Raw genomic sequence first — 18,807 nt, 5'->3', positions numbered from 1 at the left:
ACGTCGTCGCCCATCTCGGGGGAGGATGCATGACGGTCCACTACGAACTGCCCACCACGACCGATTTCGCCGCGCTGCAAGGCGAGCACCATCCGGCCATCACGGTCTACGCATCGACCTCACCCGTCGTGAGCGAGCGCGAGCGTGCCGAAGTCGCCGTGCGCAGCCTCTTCGACGAGGCGTTCGAGCGCCTCCGCGCGATGGACGCCGACGCGTCCGAGGTCGACGCGCTCAAGACCGGGCGCGACGCGGTGGTCGCCGACAAGGACATCTGGAGCGGGCTCGCCCGCTCGCTCGCGATCTTCGTCGCCCCGGGTTTCACCGACGTGTACGTGCTGCCGAACCGGCTCGACGACGCCGTGCACGTCGGCTCGCACTTCACCCTCGGACAGCTCCTGCGCGCACCCAGCCAAGACCAGGAGGCCTTCGCGGTCTGCCTCTCGTCGAACGAGTGGAGCCTGTGGCACGCGGAGCCGACCGCGCGCGCCGAGCAGATGCCGCTCGATCCGAGCCTGCCCAAGAACATGGAGGAGGCGACCAACCGCGAACGCGGCGACGCCGGCCAGCGACGCACCGGCGGGCACGGCGACCGCGGCATGAGCGAGGAGGACCGACGCCCCGAGCAGCACGACATCTACGCCAAGCGCGTCGCCGACGCGGTGCGCCAGGAGCTCATGACGCACGACGCCGACGAGCGCGTGCCGCTGTTCGTGTTCGCGGCCGAGCCCATGCTCAGCTCGTTCCTCGAGCGTGCGCGCAACGGCCGGCGCGTGATCCCGGTGCAGGGCGGGCCCGATCGGCTCGGCGCCGCAGAGATCGACGAGGAACTGCGACGACGCCTCGCCCAGCTCAACGTCGACGAGGCGAAGGCCGCCCTGCAGCGGCTCGCCGACGGCAGCGCCGGTCGCGTCGAGCGCGACCTCGCCGCGATCGGCCGGCTCGCCGCCGAGGGCGCCGTCGAGACCCTGTGGTTCGACTTCACCACCTCGGTCAACGGCACGATCGACCCCGAGTCCGGGGCCGTCGAGTTCGCGACCGGGAACGGCAGCGGCCAGGCCCTCTCCGACGGCCGGCACGCCGGCGACCTGCTGCCGCAGCTCGCGATGCTCGTGCTCTCGCGCGGCGGCAAGGTCGTCACCGTGCGCGGCGAGGACCTCGACGACACGGTGTGGCAGGGGCCGGCGATCGCCGAGCTGAGGTTCGCGCTGACGTAGGCCGGAAGCGGACGGCGGACGGCGGCGCCGGCGGCCGGCGCTGCTGCCCTGCTCGAGCGGCCGTGCGGCGACGCGAGCGCCCGCCGTTCATGCACGGCGGCGGTGCCGGGCGTCAGACCGCGCTGGTGCGCGCCACGGCGAAGCCCCGCGCGCCCACGGGTGCGGCGGGCCGCGCGCCATCCGTTCTCGCCATGACCCGCTCGGGACGAGCACCCTGGATATCGCGGGCGTCCGGTCGGGTGGCGCGCGCGCTCGAGCCGAACGACCCGTTCGCCTCGAGCACCGGCACGACCACGGGCGGCTGGCACTCCAGGCGCACCTCGACCTCGCGCGTGCGCGAGTCCTCGATGATCGCCTCGAAGCTCACGCGCGCCGAGCGCGTGCGGCCGCGCCGACGCGGCGGCGTGCCGCGCACGCCCAGCGTGAGCCGCTCGGGCCTCGCGCTGCCGGGAAGGGTCGGACCGGACGGGACGATCTCGACGCGCCACAGCTCGCTCGGGCAGCTGGCGACGCCGGAGAGGTGGATGACGCGGACGCCGCCCGTCGTGATCGCGACGGCGATCAGGTCCTCGGTGTGCACATGCGCATGATCGGTCGGGTCGTGCATGCTCCGGACGATACGGAAGTCAAGGCCCGGCGGCCTCAGTGCTGGCGCTGAAACCGCGGCCGTAGGCTGACGGGATGCGATTCGGATACTTCGTTCCCCAGGGATGGCGCCACGACCTCGTCGGCATCGACCCCGCCGAGCACTGGTCGACCATGCACGGCCTCGCCGCGCACGCCGACCGCGACGGGTCGCCGTGGGAGTCGATCTGGGTGTACGACCACTTCCACACGGTGCCGGTGCACAGCGAGACCGAGGCCACGCACGAGGCGTGGTCGCTCATGTCGGCGTTCGCCGCGTCGACCTCGCGCGTGCGGCTCGGCCAGATGTGCACGTGCATGGCCTACCGCAACCCGGCCTACCTCGCGAAGGTCGCCGCGACGGTCGACGTCATCTCGGGCGGCCGGCTCGAGATGGGCATCGGCGCCGGATGGTACGAGCACGAGTGGCGCGCGTACGGCTACGGGTTCCCCGACGCCCCCGAGCGGCTGCGGATGCTGCGCGAGGGCGTCGAGATCATGCACCAGGCGTGGGCCACCGGGCGCGCGAACTTCTCCGGTGAGCACTACACCGTCGACGGCGCGATCTTCCAGCCGCAGCCGCTCCAGGAGGGCGGCATTCCCATGTGGGTGGCCGGCGGCGGCGAGAAGGTGACGCTGAAGATCGCGGCGAAGTACGCCGCGTACACGAACTTCTACGGCAGCCCCGACGAGTTCAGCCACAAGAGCGAGGTGCTGCGCGGGCACACCGACCGGCTCGGGCGCGACTTCGACTCGATCGTGCGCAGCGCCAACTTCAACACGGTGATCGGCACGTCCGAGGCGGATGTCGCGGCGCGCCTCGAGCGCCTCGAGGCGCGCGTCGCGCCGTACCTCGGCACCGGTGCGACCCGTCGTTTCATTGGCGACTACCGCTCCCACGCGGCGATCGCGGTCGGCACGGTCGACCAGGTGATCGAGCGCCTGCTCGACATGAAGCGCCGCGGTCTCGGCTACGCGATCCACTACTTCCCGGAGCTCGCGTTCGACACGTCGGTGCTCGACCTGTACGAGCGCGAGGTGCTTCCCGCGCTGCGCTGAGCCCGGCCCCCTCGGCCGTGAGATGACGTGAACGGCGCTTCCCGCTGTCGGGACGCGCCGTTCGTGTCATCTCGGAGCCTCGTCGCTCGATCGCGCGGGATACTCGTTCATCGCGAGTCCCGGGTTGTTGCGGGTGCACCCGCGCGAAGGCGGGATTCGGGATGCTCGCCCCGGGGTGGCGAGCGCTTCGCGGGGGCGAGAGTGGTGCGGTTGGCTTCCGAGTCCCGGGTTGTTGCGGGTGCACCCGCGCGAAGGCGGGATTCGGGGTGGGTGGGGTGCGGTTGGCTTGCGAGTCCCGGGTATTTGCGGGTGCACCCGCGCGAAGGCGGGATTCGGGAGGGGTGGTGGGCGCGTGGGTCAGGAGGTCGCGACGACGAGACCGGCGAGCTCGACGAGGCGGCGGTAGTCGTCGTCGGTGCTCCCGCCGGTGAGCATGAGGAAGATGATCTCGCGCTGCGGGTCGTACACGAGCAGCGTCCCGTCGGGCTGCTGGTACGCCCCGCCGCCGAGGTCGGGGAGGTCGACGGTGCCGGCCGGCGCGGTCGAGCGCCACTCCGCGAGATCGGCCGCTCCCGCGGGCTCGACGTAGATCGTGATCGACTCGTACGCGGCGAAGTCGCAGTACCCGTCGCCCGCGGGGGTCGGCGGACCCGCGCCCGCGCCGTAGACGGCCGTGACATCCGCCGGATCGAGCAGTTCGCACGAGCGCTCCGACAGGACCATCTCGGGCGAGGTGCTCGCGCCGGGAGTCGCGGTCGAACCTCCGGTGCCGCTCTCGCCGCCGCCGATGAGGCCTGTCGCGAGGGCGATCGCGACGCCGGCGCCGGCCAGGACCAGCACCCCGACGCCGATGAGCACCCAGAGCAGCGGTGATCGTCGGCGCGCAGCGGGCGACTGCCGAGGCGAGGCCGCGGGCGGTGTCGCGGGCGGTGTCGCCGGCGGCGGCCCGCCGGGCGGTGCCGACGCCGCGGGTGGAGGCTGCACCGTGGGCGGAGACGTCGCCGACGCCGCAGCCGGCGCCGCGGGTGCTGGGGCCGGCGGCGCCGAGCCCCCGGGCGATGCCGGCGCCCCGGGCGCCGCCCCCGCCGCTGTCGCCGCCCGGTTGCCGCGCAGCGTCGGCTGGTCGCGATCCAGGATCACGCGCACGGTCCCGGCCAAGTGGTGCAGGTGCGCCTCCATGGGCGGGGTCAGCGCGTCGAGCCAGTGGATGCCGCCGAGGTAGTACTGGAGCGATTCCGAGGGGAGGGTGTCCTCGACGCGGAACGGCAGGATGGGGATGCCGTTGCTCACCGCGAGCTCGAGCTCGCGGCGGATGTGCGGCGACGCGTTGGCGCTCGCCGAGAAGACGAACACGACGAGCCGGCTCGAGGTGATCGCCTCGAGGATGGCCCGGCCGTAGTCGTCGGCGGGCAGGATGTCGCGCGGCGCGATCCAGCACGGGATCCGCTCCTGCTCGAGCACCGCGCACACGCCGTCCGCGATCGGCTTGTCCTCGGAGGCGTGGCAGATGAACACCTCGTGCGTCACGGCGCCCCCGGCATCCGGTGGGTGCGGACGATGGCGTACCCGGCCTCGCGGATGATCGTCGGGATCCGGCGGACCAGCTCGCGGTCCTTGTCGCGCTGGTCGTCGGGCAGCGCCGGCCATGGCAGGTAGGCCTCGTGGATCCGCCGCTCGGGGTCGCTCGTCGCGCCGTACTGCCATCCGGGCCCGAGGTCGCGCAGCCAGCGCGCGTGCTCGTCCTCCGCGAGGCGCTCCACCTCGTCGGCGGTGAGCTCCGTGGGCGCGGCCGCCGCGCTCGCCGGCACCATGACGCAGCCGATCCGTGCGAGCTTGGTCGGGATGTCGCGCACGTTCGCGCGGTTCTGCTCCCGCTGGTACGACGGAAGGTCGTCGAAGGCGACCAGCGTCCGGCTGCCGGGGAGGCGCTCCTCGTACACGCGGTGGGCCGCGCGGGCGAGGCGTTCGAGGAGCGCTCCCTCCAGGTCGGGATGCTGCACGAGCGATTCGAAGTCCTCCGGCTCGACGTGCAGGCCGAGTTGCGCGGTCGGCGGCAGGGCGGACCGCGCGTAGGTGCTCGCACCCGCGAGGTGCGACGAAGCGACGATCGCCTCGAGCGAGCGCGCACCGTGCCGGTACTCCGATACCTCGAGGAAGGCGCGAAGCACTCCGCTGTCGATGCGCAGGCGCGAGCCGTCGAAGAGCTGCGGGGCCTGCCGCTCGAGGATCGCGCGGAGCAGGAGCGCTCGACGGATGACGGCGTAGTGGTCCTGCGGGCCGTGCGCGTTCGGCCCGAGGACGTCGACGAAGCCGCGGAGCCGGCTGACGAAGTCGGGTCCCTTGGCTCGGCGGAAGTCCGCCTCCCCGAGTCCACGGCCGAACTCCTCGACGCGCGCGGCCGTGCCGCCCGCGAACACGAAGATGGCCCGTCCGATGCGGTGCGTGAGCTGGCCGTGGCGGAACTCGCCGTCCTGCATGGGGGCGAGGAAGTGCCGCAGCCATCCGAGCGGTTCGCCCATCAGGTCGCTGTCGAACTCGTCCCAGAACACGAGCGGGATCCGGCCCGACAGGGCGGTGTCCCTGACGACGTGGAACGCGTCGGCGAGTTCGTCGGTCGAGCCGAGCTGCGCCAGGTTGAACTCGAGCGCGGAGCTCACCCGGCCGCCCGCGACGGCCTTCGCGACCTGCTTCACGCCGAACGACTTGCCGGCGCCCGGCGGCCCGAAGACGCCGATGCAGAGCGGTGCGGTCGCGGGCGAGGTGAGGTACTCGCCGATGAGCGCCGCGACGCCGCGGAACGACTCGATCTCGCTGCGATCGGCGGTCGTCAGGCTCGCGAAGCGGCCCAGCGGCACGCCCGCGAGCGCGGCGGAGGGGCCGCGTCGTACCACGTCGGCCGCGGTGGCGTCGAGGGCCCCGCGGCACCGGTCCTCGAGGATGGTCCAGTACCGGTCCGCCGACGGCTCGGGGACCGCGACCGCGACGAGCGGCTCCGACTCGGATCGCAGGGCCCCGGCCACGGCGTCGAGCGGGAAGGCCAGGTCGGTGCGACCGGGTCCGGCCTCCTCGTAGCCGCGCACGTGCAGCAGCCGCGCCGCGGCGACGCCGTCCTCGACCGCGCCGCCGAGGTCCGGGGTCTCCGGCCGTCCCAGGAGTCGGCACGCGATCGCCGCGACGAGGCAGTCGGTGCCGCCCATGACCCCGTCGGCGTGCTCGAGCTCCCAGCCGCCCTCGGCGATCGCGGGGTCGTAGAAGAGCGTGCAGCTCGGATGCGGCGCGTGGGCGTCCCGGGAGACGAGCATGGCGCCGGACGGTCCGAACGACACGAGCGTGTGGGCGACCTGCGAGAGGGCGTTCATGGCGGGGGCGTTGACGAGTTCCCACAGCAGGTCCTGGGCGGTGCGCTCCCACGAGAGCGCCCGGCTCACCTGGATCTCGTCGGCGCGGAGGTCGTCGATCGCGACGACGACGATGAGCCGGTCGGCCGCGTCGGCGGTCAGGTGCTCCCACAGCGGGCCCTGCGCGATGCGCCTCGACTGCTTCAGCACGATCCACGGCCGCCTCGCCCGCGTCGCCTCCCACACCGTCGCGTCGGAGAGGTCGCGGAAGCCCAGGTCGGCGTCGTCGAGCACGATCACGTCGGCGCGCGCCGCCGCCGACGCCAGGCGCTGCCACTCCTGCCGCGTGCGCTCGTCCGAGCGTGCTCGGTCGGTGCCGAGCAACGTGCCGACACGCCATGCCGGTGCGCTCGACCCATCGCCGCCCGCGGCCGGGTTCCAGACCGCGTAGGAGTGGTTGTGGCGTCCGTCTCCCGGCGCGACCGTGCCGAACGGCTCGGGCGGGCTGACCCGCGCAGGCCGGCGGTCGGGCATCCCGGCGGCCGTGAGCGCGATCAGATCGCCGAGCAGGGCCGCGCCGCCGCGGTGGGGCGCCCGGCCACCGTCCGACTGCGACTGCGACTGCGCCTGCGCCGACACCGGCCGCCGGGCGAGGTTCCAGTCGACCGTGACGTCCCCGGCGACGACGACGAGCGGTCCCGGGTGTGCGCCGGGTTCCGGGTCGGAGCTGGCCATGGACGTCTCCCGTCAGGACTGCCTGGCTCCAGCGTGCGGGCGCATCGCGCGGCGCGGCAGGGGCGAAGGTCCCCGGGCACGCCGACGGCCCGCCGCCGAGGGGCGACGGGCCGTTCGCGTCGTGTCGGGGTCGGATGCCGCGATCAGGCGGCCGCGCCGTCGCCCTGCTGCTCGACCTCGTCGAGCTTCGCGCCGAGCTCGGCGTCGGTCGGCTCGGTGAAGTGCGCGCCGTCGGGGAAGACGATCACGGGGATGTTCGTGCGCCCGGAGATCGCCTTGGCACGCGCAGCCCCCTCGACGACGACCTCGAGGTCGACGTAGTCGTACTCGACGCGGCGTCGGTCGAGCAGGGCCTTCGACCGACGGCAGTCGCCGCACCAGGCGGCGCCGTACATCGTGATCCGGGCAGGGGCGAGATCGCTGGGGGAGGTCATGCCGATACCCTACGTGGATACCCTGTGAGGTATTCTCAGCCTTCCGGGCGCTAGGCCCGAGTCGCCCGGCCGGATCAGGCGGGCGCCGCGGCCGGCTCGGCCCGATCGGACGTCGCGAGCCCGGCCGGTGCGCGGTCGAGGGACGGCAGTTCGACGTCGACGAGCCGGGCGAAGGCGCTGAGCTGGGCGACCCCCTGGGGCGTGCGCGGGAGCGCGTCGAGCAGGCCCGGGGAGTAGACGAGGAACGCCGCGACCTGGGCGCGGGAGATCGCGACGTTGAGCCGGTTCTTCAGCAGCAGGAACTCGACGCCCCGTGGCGCCGCCGCGGCGGATGACGCCGCGAGCGACACGATCGCGACGGCGGCCTCCTGGCCCTGGAACTTGTCGACCGTGCCGACCGGGATGTCGCGGTAGCCGGCCCGGTCGAGCGCGTCGCGCACGAGTGCGAGCTGGGCGTTGTACGGCGTGACGACGATGAGGTCGGACTGCGCGAGCGGCCGCGCCTCGGCGGCCTGCGGTCCGTCGGGCCCGTCGGTCGTGCCGACGTAGGGCCGGCCGAGCACGGATGCGACGATCCGCACGACCTCGCTCGCCTCCTCCGCCGATTCGGTCGTGTTGCCCTCGTGCTCGATCGGCACCGGGGTGAGACCCGGCTCGACGCCCTCGATGCGCCGGAGCGCCGCGCACGAGTGCGACTCGAGTTCGCCCTCGTACGAGAGCTGCGACACCGGTGCGGCCAGCGCGGGGTGCATGCGGCGGCTCTCGGCGAGGAAGTAGCCCAGCTCGGGCGGGAGCACATCGTGGCCGTCCGCGATCCAGCCGAGCGCCGACATGTCGACCGGCTCGGGGTGCGTGCCCTGGCTGACCTGCGGGAGCTGCTGCGGGTCGCCGAGCAGGAGCAGCCGGCGAGCGGCGACCGACGCGGCGATGGTCGACGCGAGGGAGAACTGGCCGGCCTCGTCGATGACGAGCAGGTCGAGTGCGCGGCGGCCGACGCGGCCGGCGTTCGCGAAGTCCCAGGCGGTGCCGCCGTAGACGAACCCGGTCGACTGGTGCGCCGCGATGAACGCCGACGCGCCGTCCTTCTCGATCGCGGTCCAGCCGCGTTCGACCGGCTCGTCGCGCTCCTTCGGCGCCTTGGCGATGAGGCGCGAGTCGAGGCCGGCCGACACGATCGCGTCGAGCAGGTGCTCGACGACGGCGTGCGACTGCGCGACGACGCCGACCTTCCACCCGTGGTGGCCGACGAGGCGCGCGATGACGCGCGACGCGACGTAGGTCTTGCCGGTGCCGGGGGGACCCTGCACCGCGAGGTAGGAGTCGTCGAGGTCGCCGAGCGAGCGGACCACTGCGCCGACGTACTCGTGGTCGGGCAGCGGGGCGAGCGAGCCCGAGCGCGTGCGCGGCGGGATGCGGCGCAGCAGGTCGATCGCGGCGTCCTTCGGCCACCGCGGGTGCTGCTCGACGATGGGGCGCGCCCACTCGGCGATCGCATCCTTCTGGCGGCCGGCGGGCGGGGGGTTGCCCGGCACGAGCGCCGCGGGCAGCTCGCGCCACGTCTCGCCGGCGACCGAGCGCTCGGCGATGCGCACGCCGTCGGCGGTCGCCTCGATCACGGTCGCGCGCGTCGACGCGCGCGAGCCGGGGCGCCGCACGTCGGATGGGAACGGCGCGGGCCACTCGTAGAGCAGGTAGAGGTCGGCGCCGGGGCTGAACCGCGACCCGGGCGCGACGCGACCGCGCAGCAGCAGCTCGCGGCGGTCCTGCTGCATCCGGCCCTCGCGGTACCAGTCCTGGAGCACGAGCGTGCGGGCCGGATCGACGACGAGGACGTCGCGGTGATCCTCCCAGGCCTCGAGCGGCTGCTCGACGCGGAAGAAGTGCCCCCACCAGAAGGTCTTCATCTCGCGGTCGTGGTAGTCGATCGCGGCGGCGGCGAGGGCGAGCGCGGTGCGGTCGGGGTCGCCCCGCCGTGCCTCGTCGGGGCCCGCGAGCCGGTCGAGTTCGACGGCGAGCGGGCTCGCGGCGTAGTGCTTGCCGGTGGGCTCGGCGAGCAGCAGCGCCGGCACCGGCGCGATGCCGCGCTCGCGGGCCAGGCCGAGCAGCCAGTCGCGCAGCCGCAGCGTCGACACGCAGTCGTACCGGTTGTACTCGGCGAGGTCGTCGAGTACGACCTGCGCGGCCTCGGGACCGGAGAGCCCGGTGGCCGGGTCGACGCCGCCGGTCGCCTGCAGTTCGCGTGCGCGGACGTACTCGAGGATCGAGTCGCCGCCCGACTTCACATCGGCCTCGCGCAGCTCGGCGCCCATGTAGAGCGGCTCGAGCTTCTTGATCGAGTAGGACCGGCTGCCGACGCGGACCGCGCGCTTGACGATCGGATAGAGGTCGACGAGCACGCCGTCGGCGAGCAGCTGGTCGACCTCGGCCTCGCCGACGCCGTGGCGCGCCGCGATCGACGTGAGGTGCGTGCGCTCGTAGCTGGCGTAGTGGTAGATGTGCAGGTTCGGGTGTCGCTCGCGGCGCTCCTTCACGAACGCGAGGAACTCCAGGAGCGCCTCGCGCTCCTCGGCGAAGCTGTGCGCCCAGATCGGCGTGAACCGCTCGGCCGTGTCGATCATGCCGAACAGGTAGTCGAGGCCCCAGTCGGTGGCCGGACCCTCGGTGTAGAGCGGGTCGCCCTCGAAGTCGAAGAACAGGTCGCCCGCATCGGGCTCGGGGATCGCCGCGAGCGCGCCCGGCTCGCGCACGACGACGGGCGGCGGGAGCGGCGGGGCGTCGGGAGCGCGCTCGCCGGATGCCGCGGCCGCGAGCTCGTTCGCCTCGGCGGCGAGCTGCAGCTGCGCCTGCACGCGCAGCGCGTCGAGCGTCGCGTCGAGCACGCCCTCGACGGGCCCGGATGACGCGGCGAGCTCGTCGATGGTGGTGATGCCCGCCTCGAGGAAGTGCGCCCGCTGCGTGATGCGCAGCCCCGCCACGAGCAGCAGGTCGCGGTTGGCCTGCACCTCGAGATCGCACGTGGGGCAGCGGCCGTCGAGCGTGTAGCGCGGATCGCCCCACTCGACGGGACCGTCGGCCGCGACGCGCTCGTCGACGATCTGCCGGAGCCGATCGCGGCGGAGGAGGTAGACCGGCTCGATGTCCTCGAGCCGGTGCGAGCTCGTGGTGCCGTCGCCGAGCAGCAGCTCGACGGTGTCGGCGCGCGGGATGCCCAGCCGGTCGAGCTGGGTCGCGTAGGCCGCGAGCTGGAGCAGCGCGGTGACGCGTGCCCGGCGGGCGAGCTTGGAATCCTGCACGAGGTAGCGGCCGTCGGGCTGCCGCACGATGAAGTCGGCGAAGCCGACGAAGCCGTCGTCGACGAACGTCGCCTGGAACACCACCGGCGCACCCGAGGCGAACGCCTCGCGGGTCGCCTCGACCGCCGCCGTGACCTGGTCGGCATCGCGGAGGTCGGGGCGCGCGATCTCGACGACGCCCCCGCCGAACTCGTCGCGGTAGCGCTGGAGCACCCGGATCTCGTGCTCGTCGCCGAGCCGTCCGGCCCGCTCGAGCATCGCGTCGGCGACCGGTTCGAAGAGCGTCTCGCGGCCGAGCTTGACGTCGAGTTCGCGCAGGAACGCGAACTCGCAGTCGGACGCCTTCTTCAGGTCGCTCGCGCTCGTGACGACGGTCTCGCCTACCAGGTACATCGGGCTCCCTCCGTCGTCGTCGAGACCACGCTAGCCGCGGCATCCGACATCGACGCACCGCCGGGCCCCGGCCGCGCGCGCACGCTCAGCGCGTCGGGACGACCTTCCCCATGGTGCGGCCGGAGGTCACGAGGTCTCGAGGAGGTCGTGGCGGACGCCCGGCTGGCCGCCGAAGCGTCTCGCCGACGAGTGGGACGCCCGCCACGACGACTGAGGGCGGGGCGGATGCCGCGGCTCAGCCGCGCGCCGGCGCGAGCGCGCCGCGCGGCAGTCCGAGCATGCCCTCGACGGCGTGGCCGATGCGCGAGCCGCGGTCGGTCGCGTCCTCCCAGCGCACCAGGGCGTGCGCGTTGAGCCCGTCGATCATGCCCAGCAGCTGCCAGGCGACGGAGGCCGCGTCATCCGTCTCGAACTCGCCGGAGGCGACGCCCGCCTCGACGATGCCCTGCACGAATCCGCGCCAGTCGTCCATCTCCTGGCGCACGCGTTCGGCGAGCGCCTCGTTGCGGCGGCCGAGCGCCCAGGACTCGACCCAGATCACGGTGACCTCGTCGCGCGTGCCGTCGAGCAGGGTGTCGAGCAGGGCTGCGAGGCGTTCGCGCGGCGTCGGCAGGGCGTCGACGAGGTCGCGGACCTCGGCGAGCTCGTCGGAGACGACGCGGCCGAAGGTGGCCGCGACGAGCGCGTCCATGTTGGGCTGGTAGTGCGCCACCAGGGCCGGGGCGACGCCCACGCGGGCCGCGATGGAGCGCAGGGTCACCGCGGCGAGGCCGTGCTCGAGCGCGACCTCGCGGGCGGCATCCGCGATCTCGGCCGATCGCTCGGCAGGGCTCTTCCGCGAGGCCCGCGTGCGGGTGGGTGTTGACATCGTGCCGCCAGTCTATGTAGCCTTCCACACTATTGATCACATGATCAATAAAGTCCGCCGCGAACGACGAGGTTCCGCATGAGCATCCGCACCGACGAGGCCACGGGGGCCGCGCCCCCGGCCGGCACGAGCGACATCCACGACCCGGCATCCGACCGAGTGGGTCGCATCGAGACGCACGGCATCGAGGCCGTCCCCGAGTCCGACCGGCACGGCCGACCCTCGAGCCTGTTCTGGGTGTGGATGTCGGCGAACGTCGCGTACCTCTACTTCGTCGTCGGCGGCGTGCTCATGCTGCTCGGCCTGCCGCTCTGGGAGGCGCTCGCGATCACGGTCGTCGGCAACCTCTGGTGGGCGCTCGTCGGTTGGCTCGCGGTCAGCGGCCCGGCCGCCGGATCGCCCAGCGTCACGATCATGCGGGCCATGTTCGGCGTGCGCGGCAACACCGTCTTCGGGGCCGGCCTGGGCGTGCTCATCGGCCTCTTCTACGAGGTCATCAACGTCGCGTTCGCGACCCTCGCCGCGCTCGCGCTGCTCGGCGCCTTCGGCATCGGCCTCCCTCCCGGCGGCGAGTGGGCGGTGCTGCTCGTCGTGGGCGCGCTGAGCTTCGTCATCGGCGTCTACGGCCACGCGACGATCCTCGCGCTCGCGCCCTGGTTCTCGGCGGCGCTCGCCGTGGTGTTCGCGGTGCTCGCGGTCTTCGTGTTCGACACGGCCGACTGGGCGTACGCCGTCGAGCCGCTCCCCGTGGCCGACCACTGGGCGCTCGTCATGCTGGGGTTCGCGATCGTCGCCTCGAGCCCGCTCTCGTGGGGCACGGGCGCCGACTACGCCCGCTACCTGCCCGCGAACGTCTCCAAGCGCAAGGTGGCCGGGTACACCGCCCTCGGCGGCTTCCTGCCCGCGGTGCTCATCGGCGCGCTCGGTGCCGTGGCCGGAACCGCGATCGACATGACCGACCCGCAGCTGACCATCGGCGAGATCGTGCCCGCGTGGTTCACTCCCGTGTTCCTCGCCATGATCGTGCTCTCGAGCATCGCCAACAACGTGCTCGTGGCCTATTCCACGGGCTTCTACGCCCAAGCCCTCGGCGCGCGCGTCTCGCGTGCCGCGACGACCGTCGTCACCGGCGTGGTCGCGACCGCGGCCGCGGGCTGGGTGCTCTTCCTCACGCCGAGCTTCCTCGACGTGCTGGGCGCGTCGCTCGAGCTCTCGGTCACCGTGTTCGGACCGCTCGTCTCGATCTACGCGATCGACATCGTGCTGCGCCGCAACCGATACGACGGCCGCGCGCTCGCCGACACGTCGCCGGCGAGCCCGTTCTGGTATCGCGGCGGCGTGTTCCCCGCCGGCGCGATCGCCATGGTCGTCGCGACGGCCGTCGCCGTCATGTCGGCGAACACCACGCTGTGGGTCGGCCCGATCTCGCAGGCGCTCGGCGGCGCCGACCTCTCGGCGGTCGTCGGGCCCGTGCTCGCCGCCGCACTGTACGCCGGCCTGTGGCTGACCATCGACCCGTACCGCGACCCGGCGAAGCGGCCGGCCGCGACATCCGACCCCCACGCTGTCATCATCGAGACCACGGATGCCGCGGCATCCGCCCGCACCCAGGAGGAACCCGCATGAACTGGCGCATGCCATCCGAGACCGCCCCGCACGAACGCACCTGGATGGCGTTCCCCCGCGAGGGCCTGACCCTCGGCTCCGAGGCGTCCGAGCGCGAGGAGGGCTACGCGGCGTGGACCGCGGTCGCCCACGCCGTCGCCGAGTTCGAGCCCGTGACGATGGTCGTCGACCCGACCGAGCTCGACCGCGCCCGGCGCATGCTCGGCTCGCACGTCGAGATCCTCGAGGCGCCGCTCGACGAGTTCTGGATGCGCGACTTCGGCCCCACGTTCGTGGTCGACGACGAGCGCCCCGGCGTGCTCGGCGCGGTCGACTGGATCTTCAACGGCTGGGGCGCGCCGGAGTGGGCCGAGTGGCGCGTGTCGGCCGAGATCGCCCGGTTCGCGGCGGCCCACGTCGGCGCGGAGCTCGTGAGCTCGGTGCTCGTGAACGAGGGCGGCGGCATCCACGTCGACGGCGAGGGCACCGTGCTGCTCACCGACACCGTGCAGCTCGACCCGCGTCGGAACCCGTATGCCGACCGCGCGCGCGTCGAGGCCGAGCTCGCCCGCACGATCGGCACCACGAAGGCGATCTGGCTGCCGCGCGGCCTCACGCGCGACTACGACGACTTCGGCACGAACGGGCACGTCGACATCGTCGCCACGTTCGCCGCGCCCGGGCGGGTGCTGCTCCACGACCAGCGCGACCCCGGCCACCCCGACCACGCCGTCACGAGCGAGCTGCGCGAGCTGCTCGAGGGGCAGACGGATGCCGCGGGCCGCGCGCTCGAGATCGTCGGCCTTCCCGCGCCCGCGACGCTGCGCGACGACGAGGGCTTCGTCGACTGGAGCTACGTGAACCACCTCGTCGTCAACGACGGCGTGGTCGCCTGCGGATTCGGCGAGCCCGAGGCCGACGCGCGCGCCGCCGCGATCCTCGCCGACGCCTACCCGGGGCGGCGGGTCGTCACCGTCGACTCGCGCCCGATCTTCGCGCGCGGCGGCGGCATCCACTGCATCACGCAGCAGCAGCCCGCGCTGACCTCCGCGGAGGTCGCCCGATGAGCGCCGCCCCGGGCATCGACGTCGTCGAGGCCTCGATCGCCGACCTGCGCGCGGCGCTCGAGTCGGGCCGGACGACCGCGGTCGAGCTCGTCGAGGCGTACCTCGCGCGCATCGACGCGTACGACGCGCCCGGCACCGGCACCTCGCTCAACGCGGTCGTCGTGCGCAATCCCGACGCGCTCGCCGACGCGCAGGCCTCCGACGAGCGCCGCGCTCGCGGCGAGGTGCTCGGCCCGCTCGACGGCATCCCCTACACCGCGAAGGACTCCTACCTCGTGAAGGGCCTGACGGCCGCAGCGGGCAGCCCCGCGTTCGAGCACCTCGTCGCGCAGCGCGACGCGTTCACGATCGAGCGGCTGCGTGGCGCCGGAGCGATCTGCCTGGGCCTGACGAACATGCCGCCGATGGCCAACGGCGGCATGCAGCGCGGCGTCTACGGCCGCGCCGAGAGCCCGTACAACGCCGAGTACCTCACGGCCGCGTTCGGCTCGGGCTCGTCCAACGGCTCGGGCACCGCGACCGCGGCGTCGTTCGCGGCGTTCGGCCTCGGCGAGGAGACCTGGTCGTCGGGGCGCGCGCCCGCCTCGAACAACGCGCTGTGCGCCTACACGCCGAGCCGCGGCGTCATCTCGGTGCGCGGCAACTGGCCGCTCGTGCCGACCATGGACGTCGTCGTGCCGCACACGCGCACCATTGCCGACCTGCTCGAGGTGCTCGACGTGATCGTCGCCGACGACCCCGAGACCCGCGGCGACTTCTGGCGCGCGCAGCCGTGGATCGCGCTGCCCGCGGCATCCGCCGTGCGCCCGGACTCGTACCTCGACCTGCTGCCCGGGTCGGCTCCCGAGCCATCCGCGCAGGGGGTCGCTTCGCGTCATCCGGAGCCGGCGCAGCCCGCCGAGCCGTCGCGGAACGACCCCGGCGCGGGTGCACGCGCGGCGCGCGCGGTGCGCGGGCCGCTCGCGGGCACGCGCATCGGCGTGCCGCGCATGTACGTGAACGCCGATCCCGACGCGGGCACGGCCGAGCCCGGTGGCGCGGTCGGCATCGGCGGCCCGACCGGGCAGCGCATCGAGACGCGCGCGAGCGTGATCGAGCTGTGGGATGCCGCTCGCCGCGACCTCGAGGCCGCCGGCGCCGAGGTCGTGCTCGTCGACTTCCCGGTCGTCTCGAACTACGAGGGCGACCGGCCGGGCGCGCCGACCATCGCGACGCGCGGGCTCGTGAGCCCCGAGTACCTCAGGCGCGAGATCGTCGACCTGTCGGCGTGGGCGTGGGAGGACTTCCTGCAGGCCAACGGCGACCCCGCGCTGCACACGCTCGCCGACGTCGACGGCGCCCGGATCTTCCCGCAGCCCGAGGGCGCGCTGCCCGATCGCTACACGGGCTTCGACGACGACATCGCCGAGTATCCGGGCTGGGTGCGCGCGCACCCCGGAGCGACGTGGGCCGACATGGCCGAGCTCGAGGGGGGCCTGCGCGGCCTCGAGGAGACCCGCCGCGTCGACCTCGAGCAGTGGATGGACGAGCTCGGACTCGACGCGGTCGCCTTCCCCGCGGTCGCCGACGTCGGCCCCGCCGACATGGACGTGAACCCCGCCTCGGCCGACCTCGGCTGGCGCAACGGCGTCTGGGTCGCCAACGGCAACCTCGTGCCCCGCCACCTCGGGATCCCGACGGTGACCGTGCCGATGGGCCTCATGAGCGACATCCGGATGCCCGTGGGCCTCACCTTCGCCGGACGCGCCCACGACGACTCGGCCCTGCTGCGCCTGGCCGCCGCGTTCGAGGCCCTCGCGCCCCGACGCGTCGCGCCGCCTCGGACGCCGCCGCTCGGCTGACGCCGCCGCTCGGCTGATGCCGCCGTTCGGCTGACGCTGCTCGACCGACTCCGGCCGCGGATGGGACGCAAGGCCCTGTCCGCGCGCGCCGCGACGTGCCTACGGTGAGGGGACGGCGGGCGGAGGCCCGAGGCATCCGCCCGCCGGAACCGAGCAATCGACCGGAGGAGACAGGCTCATGGCCCAGTACGACGTGGCGGACCGATCGGCGATCGTGACCGGGGGAGGCAGCGGCATCGGCCGCGCCGTGGCGCTGCTGCTCGCGGCGAACGGCGCGTCGGTGCTCGTCAACGACATGAACGGCGACCACGCCGACGCCGTCGTCGACGAGATCCGCGCGGCCGGCGGCGACGCCGAGGCGTCGGTCGGGGACGTGACCGACCCCGCGTGGGTCGACGCGTCGATCCACGCCGCGAACGCGCTCGCGCCGCTGCGCATCGCGGTGAACAACGCCGGCATCGGCGGTGCGGCCGCGCCGATCGGCGAGTACCCGGTCGACAGCTGGGACAAGGTCATCGCGGTCAACCTCAGCTCCGTCTTCCACGGCATGCGGGCGCAACTGCCCGCGATCGCCGAGAACGGCGGTGGGGCGATCGTCAACATCGCGTCGATCCTCGGCACCGTGGGGTTCGCGAACTCGTCGGCCTACGTCAGCGCCAAGCACGGCCTCGTCGGCCTCACCAAGAACGCCGCGCTCGAGTACGCCACGGAGGGCGTGCGCGTGAACTCGGTCGGGCCGGCGTTCATCAAGACGCCGCTGATCGACGCGAACCTCGACGAGGCCACGCAGGAGTTCCTGGTCGGCAAGCACCCCATCGGCCGGCTCGGCCAGCCCGAGGAGGTCGCGGCGCTCGTCGCGTTCCTCGCGAGCGACGCCGCGAGCTTCATCACGGGCAGCTACCACCTCGTCGACGGCGGCTACACGGCGGTCTGAGCCGCGGCCGGTGGCCGGCGCGGCTCAGCCCGCCGGCCACCACGGCAGCGTCGGCAGCACCTGGTCGGTGAGGACCGAGAAGGCCTGCGTCGCGGCGCTCATCACCCAGCCGGCGACGACGCCGACCGCCGTGACGATCCAGGCGATCGTCTGCTCCTGCCGCGTGCCGATCACGCGGCGGCCGTCCTTGTCCTTCTGGGCGTTGGTGAGCGTGAGCACGAGGTCGACGAGCCACCAGATGCCGAACCCGCCGATGGTCAGCAGCTTCAGGATGCCGGTGCCGACCTTGCCGAGGTAGAAGCGGTCGACCCCGAGCACCCCGAGGAACCACGCGAACAGCCACGTCGCGATGAACGAGCGGGTGGAGGTGGCCTCCTGCGAGGCGCGTGCGACGTGCGGGTTCGGCGCGGCCGGTCCCGGCGCGGCGGGCGGATAGGCGCTCATGATGACTTCCCCTCGTGCCAGGTGTGCGCGGCGAGCCCAGTCTGCGATCGGCGCGCGGCGGCCGCGAGGTCGAAGGTCCCTCAGTTTCCGGGCGGCGTCGCCGTCGCCCCCGGCGTGCCGTGCGCGTCGACGAACGCGGCGACGCGCGGCGCGAGGGACGCACCCACCTCGGCGGCCGGCCGCTTCGCGCCCTTCACGTCGAACGAGTGCCCGGCGCCCTCGATCCATTCGAGCACCGCGCTCGGCCCGATGCGCCGCACGAGCTCGTCGAGCTGCTCGTTCGGGATGGCGAACGGGTCGTTGCGGCCCTGCACGAACAGCATCGGCACGCCGACCAGCGAGCCGAAGTGCTCGTCGCGCGAGCGGTCGGGCCGGCCCGGGGGGTGCAGCGGGTACCCGAGGAAGGCCAGCCCTGCGACCTCCATCCCCTCGGCCGCCGCCATCGAGGCCATGCGACCGCCGAAGGACTTCCCCGACGCCCACACCGGCTCGTCGCCGGGCGCATGCGAGCGGGCGGCCTGCGTCGCCGCGTGCCAGGTCGCGATGGCGACCGGCGGGCGATCGGGGAACCGGCGACCGGCCGCCGCGTAGGGGAAGTCGAACCGCAGGCTCGCGAAGCCGAGTTCCGCGAGCGCCCGGCTGAACCCGGTGAGGAACGGATGGTCCTTCCCCGCGCCCGCGCCATGGGCGACCACGATCGTGGCGCGGGCGCCGGCGGGGCGGGCGAGCACCGCGGGCACGGCGCCGATGCCGTCGCCCACCTCGATCTCGAGGGGCTCCTCGTCGATGCGCATGCCTCCATCGTGGCATCCGGGCGCCCGGACCGGATCGCCGCGGCGCCGGTCGCCGCGGCGCCGGTCGCCGCGGCGCCGGACGACCCCGCCCGGACGGACCGCGAGACCGGGGCGACCCGAACCACACCCCGGTCCCGCGTGCTGCGCCGTGCGCAGCGTCCCCC

Annotated in this window: 14 protein-coding genes; 6 read left to right on the top strand and 8 right to left on the bottom strand. The window is 73.7% G+C overall.

Annotated elements, in window-relative coordinates; genetic code table 11:
- Nucleotides 1-29 precede the first annotated feature (29 nt).
- A complete protein-coding gene (locus JOD46_RS17470) occupies nt 30-1,214 on the top strand; it encodes a baeRF3 domain-containing protein (RefSeq protein ID WP_204395729.1) in 1,185 nt (394 codons plus the stop codon).
- A 112-nt stretch (nt 1,215-1,326) separates the two neighbouring features.
- Here JOD46_RS17470 and JOD46_RS17465 read toward each other — a convergent pair whose 3' ends face one another.
- On the bottom strand, nt 1,327-1,821 hold the full coding sequence (locus tag JOD46_RS17465) for a hypothetical protein (protein ID WP_204395728.1): 495 nt from the start codon (nt 1,819-1,821) through the stop codon (nt 1,327-1,329).
- A 74-nt stretch (nt 1,822-1,895) separates the two neighbouring features.
- Between JOD46_RS17465 and JOD46_RS17460 the strand changes: the two genes are divergently transcribed.
- On the top strand, nt 1,896-2,897 hold the full coding sequence (locus JOD46_RS17460) for an LLM class F420-dependent oxidoreductase (RefSeq protein WP_204395727.1): 1,002 nt from the start codon (nt 1,896-1,898) through the stop codon (nt 2,895-2,897).
- Between the two features lie 357 nt (nt 2,898-3,254).
- Here JOD46_RS17460 and JOD46_RS17455 read toward each other — a convergent pair whose 3' ends face one another.
- The 5 genes from JOD46_RS17455 to JOD46_RS17435 all read right to left on the bottom strand — a co-directional run bounded on the left by JOD46_RS17455 (nt 3,255) and on the right by JOD46_RS17435 (nt 11,958).
- Nucleotides 3,255-4,424: a toll/interleukin-1 receptor domain-containing protein gene (locus tag JOD46_RS17455; protein ID WP_204395726.1), complete on the bottom strand. Its 1,170-nt coding sequence runs from the start codon at nt 4,422-4,424 to the stop codon at nt 3,255-3,257.
- Nucleotides 4,421-6,970 (bottom strand): RyR domain-containing protein, encoded by a 2,550-nt coding sequence (locus tag JOD46_RS17450; RefSeq protein ID WP_204395725.1) that lies wholly within the window; start codon nt 6,968-6,970, stop codon nt 4,421-4,423. The genes JOD46_RS17455 and JOD46_RS17450 overlap by 4 nt, the downstream gene beginning before the upstream one ends.
- 143 nt (nt 6,971-7,113) lie before the next feature.
- Nucleotides 7,114-7,404 carry a glutaredoxin family protein gene (locus tag JOD46_RS17445; protein ID WP_204395724.1) on the bottom strand — a complete coding sequence of 97 codons (291 nt, stop codon included), beginning with the start codon at nt 7,402-7,404 and terminating at the stop codon, nt 7,114-7,116.
- A 74-nt stretch (nt 7,405-7,478) separates the two neighbouring features.
- A complete protein-coding gene (locus JOD46_RS17440; protein ID WP_204395723.1) occupies nt 7,479-11,090 on the bottom strand; it encodes a TM0106 family RecB-like putative nuclease in 3,612 nt (1,203 codons plus the stop codon).
- A gap of 235 nt (nt 11,091-11,325) precedes the next feature.
- Nucleotides 11,326-11,958, bottom strand: coding sequence for a TetR/AcrR family transcriptional regulator (locus JOD46_RS17435; protein WP_204395722.1), 633 nt, complete (start codon nt 11,956-11,958; stop codon nt 11,326-11,328).
- Nucleotides 11,959-12,036: 78 nt separating this feature from the next.
- On the opposite strand from JOD46_RS17435, the gene JOD46_RS17430 reads away from it, so the two are divergent.
- The 4 genes from JOD46_RS17430 to JOD46_RS17415 all read left to right on the top strand — a co-directional run bounded on the left by JOD46_RS17430 (nt 12,037) and on the right by JOD46_RS17415 (nt 17,405).
- A complete protein-coding gene (locus tag JOD46_RS17430) occupies nt 12,037-13,584 on the top strand; it encodes a purine-cytosine permease family protein (RefSeq protein ID WP_204395721.1) in 1,548 nt (515 codons plus the stop codon).
- Nucleotides 13,581-14,630, top strand: coding sequence for an agmatine deiminase family protein (locus tag JOD46_RS17425; protein ID WP_204395720.1), 1,050 nt, complete (start codon nt 13,581-13,583; stop codon nt 14,628-14,630). Before JOD46_RS17430 ends, JOD46_RS17425 begins: the two co-directional genes overlap by 4 nt.
- Nucleotides 14,627-16,471 (top strand): amidase, encoded by a 1,845-nt coding sequence (locus tag JOD46_RS17420; protein ID WP_204395719.1) that lies wholly within the window; start codon nt 14,627-14,629, stop codon nt 16,469-16,471. Before JOD46_RS17425 ends, JOD46_RS17420 begins: the two co-directional genes overlap by 4 nt.
- A gap of 178 nt (nt 16,472-16,649) precedes the next feature.
- Nucleotides 16,650-17,405, top strand: coding sequence for an SDR family NAD(P)-dependent oxidoreductase (locus JOD46_RS17415; protein ID WP_204395718.1), 756 nt, complete (start codon nt 16,650-16,652; stop codon nt 17,403-17,405).
- Between the two features lie 24 nt (nt 17,406-17,429).
- Here JOD46_RS17415 and JOD46_RS17410 read toward each other — a convergent pair whose 3' ends face one another.
- Both JOD46_RS17410 and JOD46_RS17405 read right to left on the bottom strand, forming a co-directional pair.
- Nucleotides 17,430-17,849, bottom strand: coding sequence for a TM2 domain-containing protein (locus JOD46_RS17410; RefSeq protein ID WP_204395717.1), 420 nt, complete (start codon nt 17,847-17,849; stop codon nt 17,430-17,432).
- Nucleotides 17,850-17,929: 80 nt separating this feature from the next.
- Complete coding sequence (locus JOD46_RS17405) at nt 17,930-18,643, bottom strand: alpha/beta hydrolase family protein (RefSeq protein WP_204395716.1); 714 nt, start codon at nt 18,641-18,643, stop codon at nt 17,930-17,932.
- Nucleotides 18,644-18,807 lie beyond the last annotated feature (164 nt).

It is taken from the genome of Agromyces aurantiacus, from assembly GCF_016907355.1.
GTDB lineage: Bacteria > Actinomycetota > Actinomycetes > Actinomycetales > Microbacteriaceae > Agromyces > Agromyces aurantiacus.
Note: the sequence above shows the minus strand (reverse complement) of the source record. Positions and strands in the feature narration are given on the sequence as shown.

Excerpts from the sequence above, each read along its gene's own strand:
- JOD46_RS17465 (WP_204395728.1), bottom strand. The coding sequence starts at position 1,821 with ATGCACGACCCGACCGATCATGCGCATGTGCACACCGAGGACCTGATC.
- JOD46_RS17450 (WP_204395725.1), bottom strand. The coding sequence starts at position 6,970 with ATGGCCAGCTCCGACCCGGAACCCGGCGCACACCCGGGACCGCTCGTC.
- JOD46_RS17440 (WP_204395723.1), bottom strand. The coding sequence starts at position 11,090 with ATGTACCTGGTAGGCGAGACCGTCGTCACGAGCGCGAGCGACCTGAAG.
- JOD46_RS17410 (WP_204395717.1), bottom strand. The coding sequence starts at position 17,849 with ATGAGCGCCTATCCGCCCGCCGCGCCGGGACCGGCCGCGCCGAACCCG.
- JOD46_RS17435 (WP_204395722.1), bottom strand. The coding sequence starts at position 11,958 with ATGTCAACACCCACCCGCACGCGGGCCTCGCGGAAGAGCCCTGCCGAG.
- JOD46_RS17425 (WP_204395720.1), top strand. The coding sequence starts at position 13,581 with ATGAACTGGCGCATGCCATCCGAGACCGCCCCGCACGAACGCACCTGG.
- JOD46_RS17445 (WP_204395724.1), bottom strand. The coding sequence starts at position 7,404 with ATGACCTCCCCCAGCGATCTCGCCCCTGCCCGGATCACGATGTACGGC.
- JOD46_RS17405 (WP_204395716.1), bottom strand. The coding sequence starts at position 18,643 with ATGCGCATCGACGAGGAGCCCCTCGAGATCGAGGTGGGCGACGGCATC.
- JOD46_RS17430 (WP_204395721.1), top strand. The coding sequence starts at position 12,037 with ATGAGCATCCGCACCGACGAGGCCACGGGGGCCGCGCCCCCGGCCGGC.
- JOD46_RS17460 (WP_204395727.1), top strand. The coding sequence starts at position 1,896 with ATGCGATTCGGATACTTCGTTCCCCAGGGATGGCGCCACGACCTCGTC.
- JOD46_RS17420 (WP_204395719.1), top strand. The coding sequence starts at position 14,627 with ATGAGCGCCGCCCCGGGCATCGACGTCGTCGAGGCCTCGATCGCCGAC.
- JOD46_RS17470 (WP_204395729.1), top strand. The coding sequence starts at position 30 with ATGACGGTCCACTACGAACTGCCCACCACGACCGATTTCGCCGCGCTG.
- JOD46_RS17415 (WP_204395718.1), top strand. The coding sequence starts at position 16,650 with ATGGCCCAGTACGACGTGGCGGACCGATCGGCGATCGTGACCGGGGGA.